This window comes from Intestinimonas timonensis (assembly GCF_900626145.1).
Classification (GTDB): Bacteria; Bacillota; Clostridia; order Oscillospirales; family Oscillospiraceae; genus Intestinimonas; species Intestinimonas aquisgranensis.
Genome location: NZ_LR130817.1, coordinates 1,394,918 through 1,415,481 on the forward strand (window position 1 = coordinate 1,394,918; position 20,564 = coordinate 1,415,481).

19 protein-coding genes and 1 riboswitch are annotated in these 20,564 nt (G+C 63.0%); of the genes, 8 read left to right on the plus strand and 11 right to left on the minus strand.

From position 1 onward, the window contains the following. Positions 1-11: 11 nt before the first annotated feature. From E0E29_RS13640 to uraA, 7 genes are all read right to left on the minus strand, one after another. Positions 12-593 (minus strand): ECF transporter S component, encoded by a 582-nt coding sequence (locus E0E29_RS13640; protein WP_130850301.1) that lies wholly within the window; start codon positions 591-593, stop codon positions 12-14. Positions 594-692: 99 nt separating this feature from the next. Then, the gene (locus E0E29_RS18290) at positions 693-1,898 is read right to left on the minus strand and encodes a transglutaminase-like domain-containing protein (protein WP_165449911.1); all 1,206 of its coding nucleotides are present in this window, start codon (positions 1,896-1,898) and stop codon (positions 693-695) included. Positions 1,899-2,000: 102 nt separating this feature from the next. Further along, on the minus strand, positions 2,001-2,777 hold the full coding sequence (locus E0E29_RS13650; protein ID WP_130850302.1) for a hypothetical protein: 777 nt from the start codon (positions 2,775-2,777) through the stop codon (positions 2,001-2,003). Further along, entirely contained in the window at positions 2,774-3,769 is a 996-nt protein-coding gene (locus E0E29_RS13655; protein ID WP_130850303.1) for a DUF58 domain-containing protein, read from the minus strand. Before E0E29_RS13655 ends, E0E29_RS13650 begins: the two co-directional genes overlap by 4 nt. 5 nt (positions 3,770-3,774) lie before the next feature. Continuing rightward, entirely contained in the window at positions 3,775-4,203 is a 429-nt protein-coding gene (locus E0E29_RS18820) for an AAA family ATPase (protein WP_242622507.1), read from the minus strand. Between the two features lie 80 nt (positions 4,204-4,283). Beyond that, positions 4,284-4,697: an AAA family ATPase gene (locus E0E29_RS18825; protein ID WP_242622508.1), complete on the minus strand. Its 414-nt coding sequence runs from the start codon at positions 4,695-4,697 to the stop codon at positions 4,284-4,286. A gap of 152 nt (positions 4,698-4,849) precedes the next feature. Then, positions 4,850-6,100, minus strand: coding sequence for a uracil permease (uraA, locus tag E0E29_RS13665; RefSeq protein WP_130850304.1), 1,251 nt, complete (start codon positions 6,098-6,100; stop codon positions 4,850-4,852). Between the two features lie 209 nt (positions 6,101-6,309). On the opposite strand from uraA, the gene E0E29_RS13670 reads away from it, so the two are divergent. Then, complete coding sequence (locus E0E29_RS13670; protein ID WP_130850305.1) at positions 6,310-7,578, plus strand: diaminopimelate decarboxylase; 1,269 nt, start codon at positions 6,310-6,312, stop codon at positions 7,576-7,578. A 148-nt stretch (positions 7,579-7,726) separates the two neighbouring features. Here the strand turns inward: E0E29_RS13670 and E0E29_RS13675 are convergent, their stop codons facing one another. From E0E29_RS13675 to E0E29_RS13685, 3 genes are read right to left on the minus strand one after another with little or no spacing between them, the layout of a single operon-like run. Further along, positions 7,727-8,641 carry an RluA family pseudouridine synthase gene (locus tag E0E29_RS13675; protein ID WP_130850306.1) on the minus strand — a complete coding sequence of 305 codons (915 nt, stop codon included), beginning with the start codon at positions 8,639-8,641 and terminating at the stop codon, positions 7,727-7,729. 4 nt (positions 8,642-8,645) lie between these two features. Beyond that, positions 8,646-9,068: a hypothetical protein gene (locus tag E0E29_RS13680; protein ID WP_130850307.1), complete on the minus strand. Its 423-nt coding sequence runs from the start codon at positions 9,066-9,068 to the stop codon at positions 8,646-8,648. After that, positions 9,065-9,268, minus strand: a complete 204-nt coding sequence (locus E0E29_RS13685; protein WP_130850308.1) for a helix-turn-helix transcriptional regulator — start codon at positions 9,266-9,268, stop codon at positions 9,065-9,067. The genes E0E29_RS13680 and E0E29_RS13685 overlap by 4 nt, the downstream gene beginning before the upstream one ends. A gap of 178 nt (positions 9,269-9,446) precedes the next feature. On the opposite strand from E0E29_RS13685, the gene hemW reads away from it, so the two are divergent. From hemW to E0E29_RS13720, 7 genes are all read left to right on the plus strand, one after another. Further along, entirely contained in the window at positions 9,447-10,667 is a 1,221-nt protein-coding gene (gene hemW / locus E0E29_RS13690; RefSeq protein WP_130850309.1) for a radical SAM family heme chaperone HemW, read from the plus strand. A gap of 246 nt (positions 10,668-10,913) precedes the next feature. Beyond that, positions 10,914-14,153: a phosphodiester glycosidase family protein gene (locus tag E0E29_RS13695; protein WP_130850310.1), complete on the plus strand. Its 3,240-nt coding sequence runs from the start codon at positions 10,914-10,916 to the stop codon at positions 14,151-14,153. A 148-nt stretch (positions 14,154-14,301) separates the two neighbouring features. Then, a riboswitch (cobalamin riboswitch) is annotated at positions 14,302-14,486 on the plus strand. A gap of 128 nt (positions 14,487-14,614) precedes the next feature. Beyond that, complete coding sequence (locus tag E0E29_RS13700) at positions 14,615-14,932, plus strand: cysteine-rich small domain-containing protein (RefSeq protein WP_130850311.1); 318 nt, start codon at positions 14,615-14,617, stop codon at positions 14,930-14,932. A 249-nt stretch (positions 14,933-15,181) separates the two neighbouring features. Then, positions 15,182-16,471 (plus strand): diaminopimelate decarboxylase, encoded by a 1,290-nt coding sequence (gene lysA, locus E0E29_RS13705; protein WP_130850312.1) that lies wholly within the window; start codon positions 15,182-15,184, stop codon positions 16,469-16,471. A 296-nt stretch (positions 16,472-16,767) separates the two neighbouring features. Beyond that, on the plus strand, positions 16,768-17,610 hold the full coding sequence (locus E0E29_RS13710; protein ID WP_130850313.1) for a sulfide/dihydroorotate dehydrogenase-like FAD/NAD-binding protein: 843 nt from the start codon (positions 16,768-16,770) through the stop codon (positions 17,608-17,610). A 2-nt stretch (positions 17,611-17,612) separates the two neighbouring features. Beyond that, complete coding sequence (gene gltA / locus E0E29_RS13715; protein WP_130850314.1) at positions 17,613-19,004, plus strand: NADPH-dependent glutamate synthase; 1,392 nt, start codon at positions 17,613-17,615, stop codon at positions 19,002-19,004. Between the two features lie 232 nt (positions 19,005-19,236). Further along, on the plus strand, positions 19,237-19,710 hold the full coding sequence (locus tag E0E29_RS13720) for a DUF2798 domain-containing protein (RefSeq protein WP_130850888.1): 474 nt from the start codon (positions 19,237-19,239) through the stop codon (positions 19,708-19,710). A gap of 67 nt (positions 19,711-19,777) precedes the next feature. Here the strand turns inward: E0E29_RS13720 and E0E29_RS13725 are convergent, their stop codons facing one another. Further along, the gene (locus E0E29_RS13725) at positions 19,778-20,470 is read right to left on the minus strand and encodes a hypothetical protein (protein WP_130850315.1); all 693 of its coding nucleotides are present in this window, start codon (positions 20,468-20,470) and stop codon (positions 19,778-19,780) included. Between the last annotated feature and the right edge of the window lie 94 nt (positions 20,471-20,564).

Consider the following 20,564-nt stretch of genomic DNA (forward strand, 5'->3'; position numbering starts at 1 on the left):
TTTTGGTATCCTTACGCCATCTTCAGGCGCAGGCCGCTGCGCTTGAGGGCGGAGCGGATGGCCAGCGCCAGGGGAGGGGCCGCGATGATGGCCACTCCGCCGTTGAAGAGGGAGGCGGGGATCAGGGCCAGCAGGGTCACCGCCGCGGCCTGAGGCTGAAGGCCACCCAGCAGCATCCCGTTGTAGAAGAAATCCTTCAGGTAGTAGAGCACATAGTAGCTCAGGCACCCCACCACTGCCGCCGTCAGATAGCGGCCATAGGTGGCGGGCTTGACCCCCTCACCCCGGCGGCCCGCTGTGACGGCCACACCAGCCATGAGGCCCATGGCACCCTTGGTCAGGAAGGTGATCCAGCACTCCGCCGCCCACAGGGGGTTGGTGAGGTCATAGAGGGCGGAACCCAGGCCGGAGGCCAGTCCCCCTACCGGCCCCAGCAGGAGCCCTGAGAGGACACACAGGATGTTGGCCAGGGTGAAGGAGGGCACCCCGCCCACCGGCACCGGCATGATGATACGGGCGTAGTTGCCGGCAAAAACCAGGGCGGTCATCATCCCCAGAAAGGCCAGCCGCTGGGTAGACATGTTCTGTTTCATGGAAACCACTTCCTCTGTCTGTTCTGCCGCCATTATACCCCCTATCTGGTATTATTTCAAATCTCAGTTTTTGTTTATTTAATAAGGTCAGATTTTTACTCACCGGAGAGCCCACAGCCATCGGAAGGCCAGTCGCTTCCACCAGGGCAGAGCGGCATCCACCCGGTCCCGCTCGCCCTCCACGGCCTTTACGGTCAGTTTCCGCTCTGTCTCGGTGAGGGTGTGTTGGCTGAACCGGGCCTTCAGGGCCAGCTCCTCCACCTCCGGGTGCTCCCTGCCTCCCCAGGGCAGGAGCCGCTTCTGGAGCCGGTAGGCCCAGAGGGCGGCGGCGTTGGTGCCGCTTCCCCACAACCGCCGTCGCCAGATGAGAGCCATGACCCGCCGCCGGGCAAAGAGTAACAGACACAGAATGGGCACCACGGCGAGCCAGGCGAGCGCACTCAGATCCGCTTTCTCGTCTCCGCCCATGTCCCCTTCATCTTGGCCGCCCGCCGGGGCCGTAGTGGGGGTGGACGTGGGGGCGGCGGAGGTCTGAGGAGTCGGCGTCGGGGTGGGTGTTGGCGTTGGGGTAGGCGTTGGCTCCGGCTCGGTGGTTTCCTCAGACCCTACCTCCTCCCCACCGTAGGTGGGAGTCACCTCCACCGGATACCAGCCGTAGCCGTCCAGGTAGATCTCCACCCAGGCGTGGGCTGCCGACTCGGGCACATCCACCTGACCGGAATCGGGCACCATCACCGTGTAGCCGCTGACATACCGGGCAGGCGTCCCGATCATCCGGAAAAACAGGGCGGCGGTGGTGGCGTAGTGCATGCAGTAGCCCCGCTCGCTCTGGTTGAGGAAGTAGTCCACAAAGTCCGCACCCTCCGGCATGGCGGGGACGGTGGTGTCGTAGGTGGTGGTGGCAGCCAGCGCGTAGCCGATCAGCCAGGCCGTCTCCATTTCAGACCAGTAATTCCGGAGCACCGACTTCCGGTAGCTGTCATCCACCTGGAAGTGCAGTCCGTTCACCCGCTCCGCCCAGGTATAGAGCGCCTGTGCCGCCTCCTCCGGCACCTCCAGATAGTGCTCATAGACGAAATCACGGTAGGCCTCCTCCGCCTGAGCGGCAGCTCCCTCCAGGGGGCGCATGGCATTGTCCGGCCCTGCCTCTGGCCGGTAATAGACGGTGTAGCTTCCGACACCGAAGCTCTTTTGGATGTGGGAGTCGTCCACAAAGCTGCCCCCCACCAGCTCATCGGCGTCGGTAAGGAGAGAATAGGGCACATAGAGGCAGTTCCCAGGTGCGCCGGCGAGCTCCACCGTCACCGCGTGCCAGTCCTGACCCGCGGCGGTGAGGGCGGGAAAGTTCAGGGGCTCATCGCCCCCCAGGTCCCCCAGCTCCTCATAGGCGGCAGCCTCCAGGGGCTCTCAGGATGTCCTGGTATACACCCCGGCGGACCGCCCCCGGAGGTAGATCCGCCCGGTCACATCGGTCTCCACCCGGAGCATGGTGCGGCTTGAGAGGGACAGAGGGCCTGCTCCGGCCAGGTCCACCCGACTGGAAGAGCCCCCCACCTGTATGCCGTTGGCCACAAAGTCGGGCAGTGAGAAGGACAGGTCCCCGGAGAGGAGGACTCCCTTGGCCTCCCCTGCCCACTGTGGGTAGACATAGCGCTCCTGAGGTATTGCCAGGGTCAGGAGCGCTAGGACGCAGCCGACGGCAGGCAGCGCAGCCAGGGTGAGCCTGGCCCGTGCGGCGCGTTTTTTTCTGGACAGGATGCTGGTGAGGAACATGGCGCACCAGCAGGTGAGGAGAAGTAGAAAGTCGGGCCACCGGGGCAGATGGTCGTCCAGGAAGGCGGGGCGCAGCAGCGGATAGGTCATGTCCACCACGGCGCAGGCCGAGCGCAGCCACAATGCTGCCCAGCCCAGGGGCAGGGCCAGCAGGGCCAGGGCGGCACACAGGAAGAGGATACAGTCTGCCGCCGGGAAGGGATCGGGCAGGGTGCCGCTGCCCCCCAGGACCAGCCCGATATAGGCCATGGTGGCCGTTCCCCCAAGGAGCAGCCGGTCCCACAGCAGCCAGGTGAACAGGGCATAGCCCTCAGTCACCAGCAGCAGGGAGAGGAAAAGAGCATCGACACAGAGCGGGAGCAGCCAGCCGTCCTTACGGGCCTCCGCAGTTTTTTCTCGTCCCCGTCTCATACCGCCACCTCCCCGTTGGGCAGGAGGTGGAACTGCCGTTCTTTTCCGCCCGCTTTCTCCGCCCGTATGGACCGGCCGTTGGACGGCGTAGGGTCGGAGAGGATGGCGGACAGGCACCGGCTCTGGGTGCGCCGGTCGGCCACCAGGAATCGCCGGAGCTCCCCCGTCACAGGGTGGAGCCAGGCCACAGTGTGGCTCCGGCCTTCCTCCAGAAGGGCGGTGGACCAGGTCAGCAGCCGGTCCAGTACCCCGTCCACCTCATCCCAGGCCCCGAAGTGGTCAAATGTGAGCACGATCCCCTCCTGCCGGGGCTCCAGAGTCTCCCGGACCACCAGCTCATCCCGTTTGGAGGAGAGCTTCCAGTGGATGGTGGTCACCGGGTCCCCCGCCCGGTAGGGCCGCAGGTCGTAGTCCTCACCTGGGCCGCCGCCCGGCCGGGGCTTCAGCGGCCCCGCTGCCTCCGTCTCTCCCCGCAGGAGCGGGGGCAGGGGCAGGTCCAGCAGCCTGGGCAGCGCTAGGGCAGCGCAGGCCTGGGGCCGCGGAATGGGCAATACAAAGAGCCCCAGGCCATCCACCACCCGGAGTCGTTCGATCTCACACCGGACCCGACCGCAATGGTCGGCATTCCACGCCGTCCATTTATGCAGTCCGCCCCCTCTGCCCGACACGCCTGAAAGGGTCACCTGGTGAAACAGTTCCTCCCCCGTCATCTCATTGGTGATCCGCAGGCGCATACGCGCCATGGGCAGGGGCAGAAAGCCCCGGTACCGGACCTCCGCCCGGAACCGGAGTTCCTTTCCCCGCTCCAGTCCGGCGGCGGCGGTGAGTCCTCCCCGGCACCGGAATACCAGAGGCAGGGTCAGAAGAAGGGAGACCACCGGCAGGGCCAGGACGGTCCACAGCAGGAAGTGAGCCAGGTAGCCCACGTCCAGGATCTGAAAGAGGAGGGCGGCGGCCAGGGCCAGGCCGTAGCCTACACGCCGGGCGGCCACGGCGGTCACTTCAGCCGGGGGGCACGCACCGAAGCGAGCACGTCCCCCACCGGATCGCCGGTTTCCCTCCCGTCCGTAAGGATGAGACGGTGGGCCACCGTATCCCGAAACAGCTCGGTCACGTCGTCGGGGAGGACGTAGTCCCGGCCCCGGATAAAAGCGGCGGCCCGGCTCACCGCCGCCACCGCCAGAGTGGCCCGGGGACTACCCCCCTGGGCGATGGCTGGGTGGCGGCGGGTGACACCCACCAGACGGACGATGTAGTCCAAAACCTCGTCAGAGATGTGGACGGCCTCCACCGCCTGCCGCAGTCGCTCCAGCCCCGCCCGGTCGGTGACCTGACTCACCCGCTCCACCACCGGCCCGGCGCTCCGACGGCGCAACAGTTCCAGCTCATCCTGAGGCGACGGATACCCCATGGACAGACGCATCATGAAGCGGTCCAGCTGAGAGTCGGGCAGCAGTTGGGTCCCTGCCGCCCCGCCGGGTTCTGTGTGGCAATGACCAGGAAGGGCTACGGGACCGGGTGGCTCACCCCGTCCACCGTGACCTGGCCCTCCTCCATGGCCTCCAGCAGGGCCGACTGGGTGCGGCTGGTGGCACGGTTGAGCTCGTCGGCCAGGAAGAGGTTGCACAGCACCGCTCCGGGCTGGTACTCCTTCTCCCCGGTGGCCTTGTTGTAAATGGAGAATCCGGTGAGGTCGGAGGGCATCACGTCGGGGGTGAACTGGACCCGGTGGCAGGTGAGCCCCAGCGCCCGGGAAAAGGACAGGGCCAGGGTGGTCTTGCCCACTCCGGGGATATCCTCCAGCAGCACGTGGCCACGGGCCAGGATGGCCAGCAGCAGCTTTACTACCACTTCGTCCTTGCCCACTACTGCCTTCTTTACCTCAGCCACCACCTGGGCGCACAGCCTGCGGTCGTCCATGGTCTCCTCACCCTTCCCCGTCGGTTGTCATAATCCGGTATTTGGTCCATTATATCACGGTCCTTTCAGGAGGGGCAAGATTTTTGCACCGAAACGGACAGAAAAAGGAGCCATCTGATCAGATGGCTCCTTTTTGGGAAACATAGAACTGCTCAGTCGTTCATCAGCTTAGCCCTGTCCAGCAGGAAGAAGATGAGGCTGATGATGACGGCGGTGACGGCGGCCAGGGTCATGCCGGTGATGGACACCGCGCCGATGGTGATGGTGAGGCCGGAGAGGCCGGCCACAAAGACCACAGAGGTGAGGATCAGATTGCGGTTCTTGCCGTAGTCCACCTTTTTATCAACCAGGATGCGGAGGCCGGAGGTACCTATCATGCCGTAGAGGAGGAAGGTGATGCCGCCGATGACGTCGCCGGGGATGGTGGAGATGAAGGCGGCCAGGGGGCCCACGAAGGCCATGAGGAGAGAGATGACGGCGGCGCCGGCGATGACCTGGACGGAGTAGACGCCGGTGACGGCCATGACGCCGATGTTCTCGCCGTAAGTGGTGGTGGGCACCGAGCCCACGAAGCCGGAGATGGCGGTGGACAGGTTGTCGCCCAGCAGAGAGCGGTGGAGGCCCGGGTCCTTGATGAGGTCCCGGCCCACGATCTTGCCGGTGACCACCTGGTGGCCAATGTGCTCGGTGGCGATGACCAGGATGACGGGGGCGATGGTGAGGATGGCATTGAGGTCAAACTTGGCCAGGTGGAACTGAGGCAGGGTGAAGAGCTTTGCCTCCGCCAGGGGGGTGAAGTCCACCAGGCCCAGGGCCACGGCGGTGAGATAGCCGCAGATCATGGCAATGAGGAGGGGAATGACGGCGAAGAACTTGCGGAAGAGGACGGAACCAAAGACGGCCACACCCAGGGTGACAGCAAAGACAGCGATGTGGGGACCGGAGGTGAGGTCAGCGCCGGTCTTGCCGGGGGTGATGGTATTGCCGGCCAGCTCCAGGCCGATGAGGGCTACCACGGGCCCCATGGCGGCGGGGGGCAGGATGACGTCGATCCATTCAGTGCCGAATTTCCAGACGATGAAGGCCAGCAGGCAGCCCAGCAGGCCCACCACCACGAAGCCGCCCTGGGCGTACTCAAAGCCCTGGGCCGCAATAACGCCACCGGCGGGCGCTAAAAAAGCAAAGCTGGAGCCGAGATAGGCCGGTGCTTTGCCTTTGGTGAGGAAGATGAAGAGCAGGGTGCCGAAGCCGTTCATGAAGAGGACGATGCCGGGGTCGATCTGGAACAGGATGGGGACCAGCACCGACGCGCCAAACATGGCAAAGACGTGCTGGACGCTCAGGGGCAGGAGCATGGGAAGGGGGACTTTCTCATCCACCTGGATGATGCGCTTTTTGTCCATGGGATACCTCTCCTCTCAATTACATTTCGGGCAAGTATACCACTTCTGCCACATTGGGTCCACTGTTTTACGAATTTTTTGTCTTTTTTGTCACATCCAACGGAAACAGGCGGAAGGAGGCCCCCAATTCCTCTTTTGCGCCGATTGACAAAAATACCATTTCTTTTATAAGATAGAATTGATTTTTTATAGAAAGCGGGTGTTTTCCCATGTCCAACAAGAGGCCCTTTGTGACCAAGGCCCAGCTGGAGTCCATCGTTCGGCAGTATCCCACTCCCTTCCATCTCTACGACGAGAAGGGGATCCGTGAAAACGCCCGAAAACTCAAGCAGGCCTTTGCCTGGAACCCTGGCTTCAAGGAGTATTTCGCCGTCAAGGCCACCCCCACCCCCGCCATCCTCAAGATCCTGCATGAGGAGGGCTGCGGTACCGACTGCTCCTCCCTCACCGAGCTGATGCTGGCCGACCGCTGCGGCTTCCACGGCAGCGAGATCATGTTCTCCTCCAACGACACTCCGGCGGAGGAGTTCCAGCTGGCCGCCCGTCTGGACGCCACCATCAATCTGGACGATTTTACCCACATCGACTTCCTGAAGGAGACCATCGGGACCATCCCCGAGACCATCTCCTGCCGCTTCAACCCCGGCGGCACCTTCTCCATCGGCGCAAGCAACGAGGGCTTCCAGGTCATGGACAACCCCGGCGAGGCCAAGTACGGCTTCACCCGCCCCCAGCTCACCGAGGGCTTCAAAAAGCTGAAGGCCATGGGGGCCAAGCACTTCGGCATCCACGCCTTTCTGGCCTCCAACACCCTCTCCAACGCCTACTACCCCACCCTGGCGGGCATCCTCTTCCAGACCGCTGTGGAGCTCAAAGAGGAGACCGGCTGCCACATCGCCTTCATCAATCTTTCCGGCGGCGTGGGCATCCCCTACCGCCCCGAGCAGCCCGCCAACGACATTTTGGCCATCGGCGAGGGTGTGCGGCAGAAGTACGAGGAGATCCTGGTCCCGGCGGGTATGGGTGATGTGGCTATCTTTACCGAGCTGGGCCGCTTTATGCTGGGGCCCTACGGCTGTCTGGTGACCACGGCCACCCACTTCAAGCACACCTATAAGGAGTACGTGGGAGTGGACGCCTGCGCCGCCAACCTGATGCGCCCAGCCATGTACGGCGCCTACCACCACATCACCGTCATGGGCAAGGAGGACGCCCCCTGCGACCACAAGTACGACGTCACCGGCGCCCTCTGCGAGAACAACGACAAGTTCGCCGTGGACCGGATGCTGCCTGAGATTGAGCGGGGCGACCTGTTGGTCATCCACGACACCGGCGCCCACGGCTTCTCCATGGGCTATAACTACAACGGCCGCCTCCGCTCGGCGGAAGTCCTCCTCCAGGAGGACGGCTCCACCCTGCTCATCCGCCGGGCCGAGACCCCCGACGACTATTTTTCCACCATGTACTTTTTCTTGTAAGAAAAAGTACCAAAAAGAACTTTTGGTCTCGCTCTGGAACTGATCAGAGAACAGAGACACCGGTGCCCGGTAACCAGCGCGACACCAAATCGAAGCGTTTTCAGACGAACAGCGCCCGTCCCTCCTTACGAGGGACGGGCGCTGTCTGTTATGTTTCTGGCCCCATCAGCCGGACCATATCCTCCGGCAGAGAGCAGGTAAAGGTGAGCGTCTCCCCGGTGACGGGCTGGCGGACGGTGAGCTCCGATGAGTGGAGGGCAGGACGGGGGATGAGGTCCTTATCCTCCGTGCCGTAGAGAAAGTCCCCCGCCAAGGGACAGCCCAGATGGGCCATGTGGACCCGGATCTGGTGGGTCCGTCCCGACTCCAGCTCCAACCGCACCAGGGCACGGTCCCCCCGCCGCTCCAGGACCCGGTAGTGTGTCCGTGCAGGCAGGCCGTCCGACCGCACCGCCCGGGCCACGATGGAACCCTCCGCCATGCCAATGGGGGCGTCCACGGTCCCACGCTCCTCCGCCGGTCCACCCAGGCACACCGCCAGATAGATTCGCCGGAATTCCGACGTGTGAAGCTGGTTCTTCAGCACCTCTTGGGCGTGAGGGTGCTTGGCCACCACCATGAGCCCGGACGTCCCCTTGTCCAGCCGGTGAACCGGGTGGAAGTCGGCCTCCACCCCGGTCCGATCGTAATAATCCAACAGAAAATTACCGATTGTATCGGCAAAGTGGCCGGCGCCGGGGTGGACCAACACCCCAGGGGCCTTGTTGAGGACCAGCATGTCCCCGTCCTCGTAGACGATGTCCAGAGGTCCCGGCGCAGGGACCACCCCGCTGCGCCGCTCGGGGTCGGAGAGCCGCACGGTGAGCACCTGCCCCGGCTCCACCCGCCGGCTGGTGAAGACCCGCTCGCCGTCCAGCAGGATGCCGTCCTCCAGCCACTTGATCCGCCGGATCACCGTGCCCGAGAGGCCCAGCTCCTTCCGCAGCAGAGTGTCCACCTTCTGCCCTGCCCGCTCCGGCGGTACGGTGAGGCTCACCCGCCGGATCTGCTTTTCCACACCCATGGCCTCACATCCTTCTGGACCAGCGGGCCATGTTGACCAGCAGGAAGGCGTTGTGCAGAACAATGACTCCGGCGGTAAGAGCGATGAACAGGCTCTCCCCTGTCACCAGCGACGCCACAAAGGGCACCCACAGCAGCCACCCTGTCCAGTACCAGCTGTCCTGGGCCGCCTTTTCTCGGATGGCCACGTTCCGCTCGTCGGTCTCGGCCAGGATCACCTCCGCACGCTCCTTGGGGGACAGGCACCTGGTGATCCAGCCCACAGCCAGACCGGAGCCCCCCGCCCCCAGCGCGGCGCCGCCGAAGCCGCACAGCAGCCCGTTGACCCAGTTGGGGACGCTCTCATCCAGCCAGATGGCGGCGGCCAGCAGGACGATACCCCCCAGAAAGGCCGTCCAGGACCACAGTTTTTTCATACGTTCTCTCATGTCTCATCCTCCTCAAACAAAAAGAGCTCCTCGATGGTCAGGTCAAAGTAGCGGGCAATCTTATGGGCCAGCAGCAGCGATGCGTTGTAGCGGCCGTTCTCCAAAGAGATGATGGTCTGCCGGGTGACCCCTACCGCCGCCCCCAGCTCCTCCTGGGTGATCCGCCGCTCCCGCCGCAGCTCGGCGATCCGGTTGCGCATGGCCTCCCCTCCTCTCCGTTATGTATAGTTTACTTTACGTTTTTAGCATAGCATACTTTACATATTTGTCAAGCCTATTTTACATTCTCCGGGAAATTACCCGTCCTTCATTGCCATTGGACCAAAATCGCGGTATAATGAATAAAATAAACCGATTCCATAATAAGGTGGGACCGCCATGGGAAAGCAGCTGGGCCTCTACATCCACATACCGTTTTGCAAAAGCAAGTGCGACTACTGTGACTTCTACTCCCTGTCCGGCCGCACCGAGCGCATGGATGACTACCAGAAGGCTCTGCTAACCCACATCAAGGAGACCGCCCCCCAGGCCAAGGGCTATCTGGTGGACACCATCTACTTCGGCGGCGGCACCCCCAGCTGCTACGGGGAAAAGCGTATCCGGGAGCTGCTCTCCGTGATCCGGCGGAAGTTCGAGGTGGCCGGCAATGCCGAGATCACCATGGAGGCCAATCCCGAGAGCGTCGACAAGAAGAGCATGGTGCGGCTCCGCAGGGCAGGGATCAATCGCGTCTCCCTAGGGATGCAGTCCGCCCACGACGATGAGCTCGCATCCATCCACCGCCCCCACACCTTCCAGCAGGTCCAGGAGGCGGTGGCAGCCATTCGTGAGGCCAAGATCAAAAACCTGACCCTGGACCTGATGTACGGCCTGCCCGGTCAAGACATGGCCCGGTGGCAGGACTCGGTGGAGAAGGCCATCGCCCTTCAGCCCCAGCACATCTCCGGCTACGGCCTGAAGGTGGAGGAGGGCACCCCGCTGTGCGCCCGGGTGTCCCGTGGTGAGACGCTCCCTGATGACGACATGCAGGCTGATATGTACCTGTGGATGGTGGCCCGGCTGGAGCACGCCGGCTACCACCAATATGAGATCTCCAACTTCGCTCAGTCCGGTTTCCAGTCCCGGCACAACCTGAAATACTGGCTCACCCGGCCCTACCTGGGTTTCGGCCCCGGTGCCCACTCCGACTTCGGCGGCCGGCGCTTCTCCTTCCTCCGGGACCTGGACGGCTACATTGACGGCGTGCTGGGCGGCAAGCCCATCATCGACTCCGACGACCTAATCCCCAAACGGGAGCGCTCCGGAGAGTACCTCATGCTCCGTCTGCGGACCACCCGCGGCATCGAGGAGTGGGAGTATCGCCGGGAATATTTTATGAACTTCGACCCCATCGAGGCCAAGCTGGCCGAGTACGAGCACAACGGCTGGGCAGCCCGGGACGGGCACCGCTGGCGGCTCACTCCCATCGGCTTTCTCATCTCCAACCAACTCATTGGCGAGCTGCTGGAGCGGCAGGAGAGCGCCACGCTGGAAACGACCCTTCCCAAGATACGCAAATCCCCTCCGCCGCCCCCTCCCCCTGAGCAATCCACCCCCTGATTCCAATGCTCTGCATACCGTCCCGGCAGGCCGTCATGACCCGGCCTGCCGGGCTTTTCATTTGCAGCGCCGACATTCTAACTTTTTCCTAACATTGGTCTCTCCAGCCGCAAAACGACAGCTTTTCCCAACCTCTGCCGTTTACAAAAAAGGGGGGGTGTGTTAGGATTATACCTATCATGGATGGGCCGCCCAGCGGCCAGTCCCGTTCCCTTACACCCTGCACTGATTTTTGGAGGCAACAGCATGAAACGATTTGGCATCCGGGCCACTGCGCTGGCCTTGGCTGTTCTGGTGGGTCTCTCCCCCACCGCGTCCGCGTCCATCGCTCTGGGGGACGAGCTCCACGGAGGAACCGTCTCCCTGGCACCTGGCTCCGAGCTGGTGGAGCAGGTCTTCTGGAGCAACTCCAAGTCCGACCTGCGCACCGAGCGGTACATCTCCTACTCCCCTGCCGACGGCGTCTACCCCGTAGTGGTTTACGGGGACAAGCTCATGTCCCGGCAGGATCTGTCCGCCATGGCCAAGTCCCTGGAGGCCCAGGGGCTCCGGGTAGTGGGCGGCGTCAACGGTGACTTCTTCGACCTGTCCACCGGCAACGCCCTGGGCGTCATCATCAGCGACGGCGTTCTGCGCACAACCTCCGGCGGCTACTATGCCGTGGGTTTCCTGCCCGACGGTACTGCCTTCATCGGCAAGCCCGACCTGGCTGTCACCGCCACCTTCAATGGCTCCACCATGCGGGTCACCGATGTGAACAAGACCCGCACCGCCGCCGACGGCACCCATGAGGGCGGTCTGTACCTCTATACCGACGAGTTCAGTACCACCACCCAGCATACCAGTCCCGGCTACGACGTGATCCTCACCCCTGTCACCACCAATGTGGGCCAGACCGTGGATGTGGATCTGGACGTTACCGACACCGACGGTACTGCTTCGGAGGGTACCGCAGAGGCCTCCGAAGAGACACAGGACACAAATACGGAGGCCGCGTCCTCTGACGATATTGCCGCCGACTCCCAGGACGCGGAGGCCGCTCTCCCCGCCGAGGGCACCCGCGAGGTGGACGAGGTCACCGGCTCTCTGCTCCTCTCCGACGAGCTCACTGTGGGCGGACGTCTGGTGTGCACCGTCGACCAGGTGCTGGAGTCCACCACCTCCATCCAGATCCCGGAGGGCAAGCTGGTCCTCACCGTCAACAAGCAGAACAACGCGTGGCTCCTGGGCCAGGTATCCTCCCTGAAGCCCGGCGACCAGGTGAGCATTGATGTTACCGCCGCCGACAGCCGGTGGAACGATGTGGTCACCGCCATCGGCGGCTACTACAAGATCGTCACCAACGGCCAGGTGGGACCCCAGACCGACTCCACCGCCAACCCCCGTACCGCCATCGGCATCAAGGCCGACGGCAGTGTGATTTTCTACGCCATTGACGGCCGGCAGTCCGGTTACAGCGTAGGCGCCACCCTCACCCAGGTGGCCCAGCGTCTCATAGAGCTTGGATGCGTGGAGGCCGTGGCCCTGGACGGCGGCGGCTCCACCACCATCGGCGCCACCATGCCAGGCAGTTCCTCCATGGAGATCCTCAACTCTCCCTCCGACGGCAGCCTGCGCACCGTCAGCAATGGCATCTTCCTGGTCTCCGAACTGGAGCCCAACGGGGTATTGGATCACTATTACGTCACCCCCTATGACTCGGTGGTCCTCTCCGGCGCCCAGGCGGAGCTCAAGGCCACTCCTGTGGACGAAAACGGCTACACCTTCTCGGACAACACCACCGTCTCCTGGTCCATCCGCAACGGCGACGGCATCGTGGATGTAAACGGCGTCTTCACCGCCGGCAGTGAGAGCGGCACCACCCAGGTCACCGCCTCCTCGGGCCGGGCCGAGGGCAGCGCCTCTATCACCGTGGTCAAGACCCCCGACTCCATCTCGGTGACCAACCAGACCACCGGCGCTCCAGTCACCGCGCTGGCCCTGGACCCCCAGGAGAGTGTGGACCTCACTGCCAGCGCTGTGTGGAAGAAGATCTCACTCACCAGTCAGGACACCTGTTACACCTGGTCGGTAGACCCCGCCGTGGGCACCGTGGATGAAAACGGCGTCTTTACTGCCGGGACCAAGAGCGCCACCGGAAATCTCACCGTCAGCGCCGGCGGCACCTACATCACCATTCCCATCACCGTGGCAGGCCACATCCGTACCCTGGATGACTTCGAGACCGATGAGGGTCTGTCCGCCCTCACCAGTTCCTCCAACGCGGTGATCAACCGGGAATCCTCCGCCGATCTGGTCCGCTACGGCAAGCAGAGTGCCCGGGTGGATTACAGCGCCGGTGAGACCGGCTCCGCCTCTCTGGGCGCTTCCCTGGCCATCCCCACCGGCGACCGTTACCTGAGCATGTGGGTCTACGGTGACGGCTCCGGCAACACCCTCACCGCCACCATCGCCGACAGCACCGGCAACACCAGCGACGTGGTTCTCTCCGCTCTGGACTTCACCGGCTGGAAGCACCTGACTGCCGCCCTGCCTGAGAATGCCGTTTCCCTCCAGGGACTCACCGTGGTCTATGGCGGCGGCGAAAAGGCCATCGGCACCATCTATCTGGATCAGTTCACCACCGCGACAGAGGACCTAACCGATGAGACCGTCCCCACCGTCACTGTCACTGCCGAGAACGGCAAGCTCACTGGTTACGTCTCCGACAACATTGACAAGGACTTTGCCAAGTCGGCCATCACCCTGACCCTGGACGGCAAGAGCGTGGACTTCACCTGGAACGAGTCCACCGGCACCCTGACCTACACCCTCCCCACCAGCGACGGCAAGCTCCACCGGCTCACCGTCACCGCTGTGGACCAGAGCGGCAATGTGGGCCGCGGCTCCTACAACATCCTTCCCACCACCAACGAAGATGGCTCTACCACCTCTCAGAGCCCCTTCGTGGATATGACCGCCCACTGGGCCGATCTCTACACCACCTACCTTTATGACATGGGTGTTGTTCAGGGTGTGGAGTCCAGCGCCGGTCTCCTCTTCCAGCCTGACAAGAATATCACCCGGGGCGAGTTCTCCCTGATGGTGGCCCGCTGGCTGGGGCTGGACCTCACCGCCTATTCCGATGTCACCCTCCCCTTCGCCGATCTGGACACCACACCCTCCTGGTGTGTGGACGCCATGAAGGCCATGTACGCTGAGGGCATCATCAAGGGCAGCCTGGACAACGGCGTCCTCATGGGCCGGGCTACCGCCTCTATCAGCCGGGCCGAAGCCATGACCATCCTAGGCCGCATCCAGGGCAAGGGCTATGTGAGCCAGCCCCTCACCGACTTTACCGATGCCGCCTCCGTCCCCGCCTGGTCCCTCTCCTACGTGGAGTCCCTGGTGGGTCAGGGCATCATCTCCGGCTACAACGGCCTCCTCCGACCCAACGACTCCGTCACCCGGGCCGAGGTTTGCAAAATGCTCTTCTACCTCCTGTGACCCTTTTCCTTCCAGACCCCGTCGTCCCATGGACGGCGGGGTCTTTTTTCCACCTTTTGGCCCAGATGGTGGAAAAAGCCCCCCTTGACAGAGACTCAAAAAGCCGGTATCATGATGTTAGCCGGCAGGATCTTCCACCGGCACAGTTGAATATCTCTGGTACGCAGGTGCGCCAATGGCGCTTTACAAGGGAAGTCGGGTGAGAATCCCGCACAAAGCCGTTGCTGTGTTGGCGGAGGGGCCCTCAGATGTCACTGGAGTTAAATGCTCCGGGAAGGCGGGGACCGCGCTGGACGCCGAAGTCAGAATACCTGCCTGCGTATGACGCACACAAAAACCTCTCCGAGCCTGAGAGGGTGCCGCGCTCCCGCCCTGTCCGGCGGGAGGCTATTGCTGCACGCTGCTTGGGCCGTGCAGCTTTTTTGCTGCCCGGAGACCGCCATGATGGAAAGGAGTCCGCCATGAGTGAACGTGACCGCGCCGGTGCAGGCGCCCCCAACTGGAAAGGCAAAGCCTTTTCCTTCTTCTCCCATCGTCAGTGCGAGTACTTCCCCTGCCATCCCACCAACGACCCGGACAACTTCAACTGCCTCTTCTGCTACTGCCCCCTTTACGCACTTGGTCCCGACTGCGGCGGTAACTTCCGCTACACGGAAAAGGGAATCAAGGACTGCAGCCGCTGTACTCTGCCCCACCAGCGGGACAACTACGGCTATGTCACTGCCAAGTTTCAGGAAATCGCCCGCCGGATGGCGGAGGAACGGGAGCGGAACCGCTGAGCACGCCCCTTTTACGGGAAGGGGGACATATCACATCCTGCCATTCCTGTTTGTAGGATACGCGAAAAGGGCCCCGGACACCATGTCCGGGGCCCTTTTTGTCCAGGCGGCGCGCCGTCTCCGCCCCAAAAAACAGGTCCCATTTTGCGGGTTTCCGGTTGCGCCCCGGGCCAAAGCTGGTATAATAGTGGCCAGATGATTTTGGGGAGCCTTTGCTCCCTTTCACCAAAGATTGGGAGGGAACCACCTATGTGCATGGAGATCCGAGACAACACCCTTTATTTTGACGGCTGTGACACCACTGCCCTGGCCAAGACCTACGGCACCCCGCTGTACGCCTACTCCCAGACCGCTTTGGAGGACCGTTTCCGGGCCCTTCACACCGAGTTTCTGGACAAGTGGGAGAACACCCGGGCGGCCTATGCCGCCAAGGCCTTCTGCACCCCCGCCCTGCTGCGGCTGGTCAAAGATGCAGGACTGTGCGTGGATGTGGTCTCCGGCGGTGAGCTCACCTGCGCCCTCTCTGCTGATTTCCCTGCCGAGCGCATTGAGTTCAACGGCAACAACAAGCTGCCCGCCGAGCTGGAGCTGGCGGTGGAGAGCGGCGTGGGCCGCATTATCATCGATGGTCTCCAGGAGCTCTCCCTGCTGGAGTCCATCTGCGCCCGGAAGGGCAAGAAAATGAAGGTCCTCTACCGGGTCACCCCCGGCGTCAAGGCCGACACCCACGACTATATCATCACTGGCAAGAAGGATTCCAAGTTCGGCATTCCCCTGGACGAGGATATCATTTACCCCGCCATCAAAGCCGCCATTGACTCCCCGTGGGTGGACCTGCTGGGCCTCCACTTCCACGTGGGCTCCCAGCTCTTTGAGGTTCGCCCTTACCTGGAGGCTCTGGAGGTGGTGCTGGGCCTGGTGAAGGAGACCTGGACGCGCTATCACTTCGCCATGACCGAGCTCAATGTGGGCGGCGGCTTCGGCATCTGCTACACCGATGAGGTGCCCAAGGGCTACGGCTGGTACCTGGACCCCCTCATGGAGCGCATCGATACCTTCTTCCGGGATCTGGGGCTCCCCCGTCCGGCGGTGGTCACCGAGCCCGGGCGCAGTGTGGTCGGCGAGGCCGGCATTACCCTCTATACCGTGGGGTCCATCAAGGACATCCCTGGGGTGCGGAAGTACGTGTCCGTGGACGGCGGCATGACCGACAACATCCGCCCCGCCCTCTACCAGGCCAAGTACCGGGCCATCGCCGCCAACAAGGCGGAGGCCCCCGCCACAGAGACGGTGACGGTGTGTGGCAAGTGCTGCGAGTCGGGGGACGTCCTCCTCCGTGACGCCGCCCTCCCCACCCTGGAGGCAGGAGACACCCTGGCCGTCTTCTCCACCGGCGCCTACGGCTATTCCATGGCCAGCAACTATAACTCCAACCCCATCCCAGCTGTGGCTCTGGTGAAGGAGGGCCGCTCCGGGCTCATGGTCCGGCGGCAGACCTGGGAGGATCTCCTCGCCACCAGCTGCAATCCCGGCCTGTAAACCAGCGGGAACCCATCCCCTCCGGCCGTTGCCGGAGGGGATGGACCTGCTACTTTGCTGCATACACGCCGTTTTCTGGGAAAATCGCACAGCCTGCCGGTCCCGTATTTGTGCATTCTCATATTTTTTTTGCAGACCTGAATTTTCATCTGTTCTTTTCCTATGAGATGTGCTAAACTAAATAGCGTGAAATTGATTTGGCAACGGCTGTAACGAAGTGCTTGCGCGCACGGGCTGGTTACGGCGGTTGCTTTTCTTTTTTCCCAGCCCATCATTGACTAAGGGAGGAGCACATCATGTACCGTATCGTGGAAAAAACACCCCTGAACCCCACTGTCACCAAGATGGTGGTGGAAGCCCCCCTCATCGCCAAGAAGGCCCTGCCCGGCCAGTTTGTCATTCTGCGGGCGGGTGCCGACTCCGAGCGCATTCCCCTCACCGTGGCCGACTATGACCGTGAAAAGGGCACCGTTACCGTCATCTTCCAGGTGGTGGGTGGCGGCACCATGGAGCTCAACGCTCTGAAGGAGGGCGAGTCTCTCCATGACTTCGTAGGCCCTCTGGGCCGGGCCAGCGAGCTGGACGGTCTCAAGAAGGTCTGCGTGGTTGGCGGCGGCGTGGGCTGTGCCATCGCTCTGCCGGTGGCCAAGGCCCTCCACGAGAAGGGCGCCGAGGTCCACAGCGTGGTGGGCTTCCGGAACCAGGACCTGGTCATTCTGGAGGACGAGTTCCGCGCCTGCAGCGACAAGTTCGTTCTCATGAGCGATGACGGCAGCTGCGGCCGCAAGGGTCTGGTCACCGCCGCCCTGGAGGAGCTCATCCAGGCCGGTGAGAACTACGACGAGGTCATCGCCATCGGTCCCCTGGTGATGATGAAGTTCGTGGTGGCCGTCACCAAGAAGTACAACGTGAAGACGGTGGTCTCCATGAACCCCATCATGATCGACGGCACCGGCATGTGCGGCGGCTGCCGGCTCACTGTGGGCGGCAAGACCCGGTTCGCCTGCGTGGACGGACCGGAATTCGACGGCTTTGAGGTGGACTTTGACGAGGCCATCCACCGTGGCGCCATGTACAAGGACTTCGAGGCCCACGCCCGGGAAGAGGCCTGCAATCTTTTGAACCAGGAGGTACGCTGACCATGGCCAATATGAGTTTGACAAAATGCCCCATGCCCAGCCAGGACCCTGAGGTCCGCAGCCACAACTTTGACGAGGTGGCCCTGGGCTATACCGCTGAGATGGCCGTGGAGGAGGCCAAGCGCTGCCTCAACTGCCCAAAGAAGCCCTGCCACAGCGGCTGTCCCGTGGGCATTGATATCCCCGCCTTCATCGGCAAGGTGGCCGAGGAGGACTTCGCCGGGGCCTATGAGGTTCTGTCCCAGTCCACCACTCTGGCCGCTGTCTGCGGTCGGGTCTGCCCCCAGGAGAGCCAGTGCGAGGGCAAGTGCGTCCGGGGCGTCAAGGGTGAGCCGGTGGCCATTGGCCGACTGGAGCGCTTCGTGGCCGACTGGCACCGTGAGCATGCTCACGAGGAGCCGGTGAAGGCCGCCCCCAACGTCCACAAGGTGGCGGTGGTGGGCTCCGGCCCCAGCGGCCTCACCTGCGCCGGCGACCTGGCCAAGCTGGGCTACGCCGTCACCGTCTTTGAGGCCCTCCACACCCCCGGCGGCGTGCTGGTTTACGGCATCCCCGAGTTCCGTCTCCCCAAGGAGCTGGTCCGCAAGGAGATCGCCACCCTGGAGGCCATGGGCGTGGAATTCCAGACCAACATGGTCATCGGCAAGGTGCTCACCGTGGACGAGCTGATGGAAGATATGGGCTACGAGTGCGTCTACCTGGCCTCCGGCGCCGGTCTCCCCTCCTTTATGGGCATCCCCGGCGAGACCCTCAACGGGGTCTACTCCGCCAACGAGTACCTCACCCGGGTGAACCTGATGAAGGCCTACCGCCCCGACAGCCACACCCCCATCGCCAAGAGCAAATCCGTGGCCGTGGTGGGCGGCGGCAACGTGGCCATGGACGCCGCCCGCTGCGCCAAGCGCCTGGGCGCCGAAAACGTCTACATCGTCTACCGCCGCAGCATGGACGAGCTCCCCGCCCGTAAGGAGGAGGTGGAGCACGCCGAGGAGGAGGGTATCATCTTCCGCCTGCTCACCAACCCCGTGGAGGTCCTGGGTGACGAGACCGGCCATGTCAAGGGCATGAAGTGCATCCGGATGGAGCTGGGCGAGCCTGACGCCTCCGGCCGCCGCCGCCCCGTGCCCGTCCCCGACAGCGAGTTCGTGCTGGATGTGGACACCATGATCATGTCCATCGGCACCTCCCCCAACCCCCTCATCCGCTCCACCACCCCCGGTCTGGAGACCAACAAGCACGGCTGCATCGTCACCAACGGCGAGGACGGCCTCACCAGCCGCACCGGCGTCTACGCCGGCGGTGACGCCGTCACCGGCGCCGCCACCGTCATCCTGGCCATGGGCGCCGGCAAGCAGGCCGCAGCCGCCATCCACAAGTACATCCAGGAGAAGTAAGCTCTTTTCCTCCGCAGATGTGACAAGGGCGTGCCCTTCTCCCTCCTCTCCCCTTGTGGAACCTGCCGTTTTTTCAAATCGGCAAAAAAACACTTACAAGGCCGGAGAAAATGGGCTAGAATAGGGGCATAACAGTAGTCGCAGTGAAGAAGAAGGTCGCGAGACGAGGGTTTCGCGGCCTTCTTTTTTTGCCTTGCGGCTCACATCTCATTCTGGAAAGGAGCCCCCTCCCATTCCTCAAACCAAATTTCAAAACGTGGTCTTCACCATCATCATGGCAATCATCATGGTCTACGGAATGATCGTCTACAATGTGGCCCTCAACACCGGCGGCGTCACCAACCAGACCTTCCTGATAGCCCTCCATGAGCTGCCCATCATGGCCCCCATCGCCTTTGTGCTGGAATTCTTCGTGGTGGAGAAGCTGGCCACCCGTCTGGCCTTTACCTTCATGCGCCCCACTGACCGGCCCCAGCTCATCACCTACGCCATCTCCACCATGATCGTGTGCATCATGTGCCCCACCATGAGTCTCATCGCCACCCTCCTCTTTAAGGAGCCCAGCTTCGGCACCTGGGTACACACCTGGGGCTGCAACATGCCTATGGCCCTCATCTGGCATCTTCTCTACTGCGGTCCCCTCTGCCGCCTCATCTTCCGGATTCTGTTCCGGGTACCCGCCGCCCAGCCCGCTGAGGCCCATTGATTCCGTCCACCGGATGTGGAAAAGCCCTGCCGTTCGCAACGAACGGCAGGGCTTTGTTCTTTTCGTATCAGCATCCGCACAGGCGGTCTGTGCAGTTGGCACAGCGCAGGGCCTGATTGCTCCCCTCCCAGAAGCGCTCCGGGTGGCGGCGCCAAAGGACTTCCCACACAGCCACCACCACTACGGCCAGTCCCAGCAAGGTCCAGCCATAAAAGCCTGGGACGAAGAGAAAGGGGACAAACATCATCATATGGTCCCAGTTGAAGATCCGGCAGGTGGTACAGCACCGGTTCTTCATGAGAAAGGTACGGAAGGGACACCATACCACCACGCAGATCAGATCACACACATAAAAGAATACGGAAGTCAGCAGGAGCTCCTCCGGTCCAAAAACCTCAGTGCTTCGCAGCACCCCAAGGATGATGGTCACGGCCACCCAGGACACCAGGACCTTGTTCGCTCCCCGGTCGCTCCTTCGGATATAGGCCGCCAGTTCCTCCTCCCGCCAGCCGGCGGCGGGCCGGTACCAGAATCCGAACTGCTTCTGAGAACCCAGAGCCATGACCTGCCGGGTGGGGATGAGCTGGAGGACCATATCCCCCATCCAGATGACCCAAAGCAGATGGAGTGGGGACGGCTTCTGCCAAAAGCCCCAGCCCGTGAGCACCTGGAAGGCGGTGCGGTCAGAAAGGAGCACCCACACGGTGGCCACAGCCGTCAGCACCCGGAAGGCCAGCCGCAGCCGATACTTCCGCAGCATGACGGAAAGTCCCTTTGTCTCCTTTTTCGCCGCTGTATTTTCCAACTTCTCCACCGTCCAAATGAGCGAGCCCTCCGGCTCTTCTTTCGTCTCC